General features: G+C 61.8%; 2 protein-coding genes. Both read right to left on the bottom strand.

What is annotated here, in order from left to right:
* Positions 1–263: 263 nt before the first annotated feature.
* A complete protein-coding gene (locus ACH107_RS32200) occupies positions 264–1562 on the bottom strand; it encodes a TRAP transporter large permease (protein ID WP_412509685.1) in 1299 nt (432 codons plus the stop codon).
* A gap of 5 nt (positions 1563–1567) precedes the next feature.
* Positions 1568–2089, bottom strand: coding sequence for a TRAP transporter small permease (locus tag ACH107_RS32195; protein ID WP_412509684.1), 522 nt, complete (start codon positions 2087–2089; stop codon positions 1568–1570).
* Positions 2090–2198: the final 109 nt, after the last annotated feature.

Raw genomic sequence — 2198 nt, 5'->3', positions numbered from 1 at the left:
CGCCAGGTGTCGAGCTGTTCTTGTCGTCCATGGTCCATTCTCCTTCGATGGAAAATTAGCGCTATGAACTGTCTCAGGAAACCGTGCCCCAACCCAAGACGCCGAGCGGATCGACCGAGCAGGAATGGCCCGTCGGCGGGGCTAAATCGCTTGGCCGAAATCTCTTGACTGAGAGAGACCCGTTACCGAAGTCCTGAGCCTAAATCGACGTAGCGTCCGAAGAGCCTCACGCATTCCAAGAGAAGCCTAGCAAAATCCGGTTGTCAGAGGAGCCCCGGCAAGAAGCCCACGATGCCCGGGAAGAGCGCGAGTATCAGCACGAAGCTCAGCATGATCAGGAAGAACGGCAGGGCCGCGCGGACGATCACCGAAAGCGGCTCGCGCGTTAGCCCCTGCAGCACGAAGAGGTTCATGCCAACCGGAGGCGAGATCTGCGCCAGCTCCACCATCAGGATCAGGAAGATGCCGAACCAGACCGAGTCGTAACCTGCCGCCGTCACAAGCGGCAAGACGATTGGGATCGTCATGACGATGATCGACATGCCCTCCAGAAAACTGCCAAGGACGATATAGACGGCGATCAGCAAGAGGATCAGTGCGAAGGGCGATAGGTCGAGCCCGTTGACGAAAGTTGCCACCGCCTGGGGCATGCCGAGAAAGCCGATGGCCGAAGAGAGAAAGCTGGCCGCGCCGATGATCAGGCCGAGCATCGCCACCGTGCGCGCCGTGCCAAGGCAGGCATCCATAAGGGTCTGGGGGCTCAGGCTTCGCTCAAATGCCATGAGGGCGACAGTCACGAGGACCGCGACGGCCGCCGCTTCGGTAGGGCTCGCGATACCCCCGTACATGGAGCCGAGGATGGCAAGGATCAGCGCGATGAAGGGAAGCAGCCGCGGCAGGTGACGCATCCGCTCGCGCCAGATCCCGTCCTCGCCGAGGTCGGTTGCCGCGGCCGCGATCTCGGGCCGCAGGCGGGAGACCAAGGCGATATAGCCCATGAAACAGCAGGCTAGCAGCAGGCCTGGCAGGATACCGGCGGTAAAGAGCTTCAGCACCGAAGTCTGCGAAAGGACTCCGTAGACGATCATCACGATGCTCGGCGGGATCAGGAAGCCCAGTGTGCCGGCTCCGGCGAGCGTGCCGATGGTCATGCGGGTATCGTAGCCGCGCGACTTGAGCTCACCGATGGTCATACGCCCGACCGAACTGGTCGTTGCCGCCGAGGAGCCCGAAACGAGCGCGAAGAAGGCGCAGGCGACGACATTGGTGTGCAGCAGCCCGCCCGGCAGGCGCCGAACCCAGGGATCGAGCGCCAGGAAGAGGCCGTCCACGAAGCGCGAGCGGAAAAGCAGTTCAGCCATTAGAATAAAGAGCGGCAGCGCCAGCAGCTCGGGAGAGGAAAGGCCGTTCCAGACCGACTGCGACAGCAGCCGCTCGACCGGCATGTTCCGGAACACCTCGAGGCTGAAGACGCCAACCCCGATCAGCCCAAGCCCGACCCATGCCCCCGAGGCGAGCACGGCGAGTAGTGACAGTGTGGTGATGATGACTGAAGCTGGCATCTCGACTAGTCCATGTTGGGCGCGGTCTGCTCCTCGCCGGTGACCTCGAGCTCGGGCGCCATCCCAAGCCCTAGTCTCAGGAGCCTGAGCGCGATCTGAATGGTGAGCAGCACAGCACCGACGGCCATGGCAGCGGCGGGATAGACCAGCGCGATATCACTCGTAGAGCCCGAGGAGCGCCCACTGGTGCCGTAGCGCCAGGCGAGCTGAACGAGCGCATTCGACAGGACAGCCGAGATGGCTAAGCCGACCAGCGTTGCCAGCCATTCGAATGCCCGCGGCATGGCCGTCTGAACGAGGGTCACACGGATATGGCCGCCTGTCCGCAGTGTCCAGGCAGAGGCGAGGAAGATCGCGCACATCTGGAAATAGACCGAAACCTCCCAGACGAAAGAGAGCGAGTGCCCGAAGAGATTGCGCAACATGATCTCCGTCGAGACAAGAAGCGCGATGACCGCGATCATCAGGCCGGAGAGCACCGCGAGAGCCTGTGATATCCAGTCGATGAGGGAAAGCAGTCTTTGCATCGAGAACCTCGAGACTGTGCGGAATTTTGTGCCCTGACGCCTTTTTTACGTCATTGGGAAGCGGTCTTCGAACATGATCGCGAGCTGGCTTTTGACAGCGTGCCATTCT

The organism is Roseovarius halophilus (ex Wu et al. 2025) (assembly GCF_047086965.1).
This window is presented reverse-complemented; position numbering and strand designations above follow the sequence as displayed.

Coding starts and splice junctions, on each gene's coding strand:
- ACH107_RS32195 (WP_412509684.1), bottom strand. CDS start 2,089: ATGCAAAGACTGCTTTCCCTCATCGACTGGATATCACAGGCTCTCGCG.
- ACH107_RS32200 (WP_412509685.1), bottom strand. CDS start 1,562: ATGCCAGCTTCAGTCATCATCACCACACTGTCACTACTCGCCGTGCTC.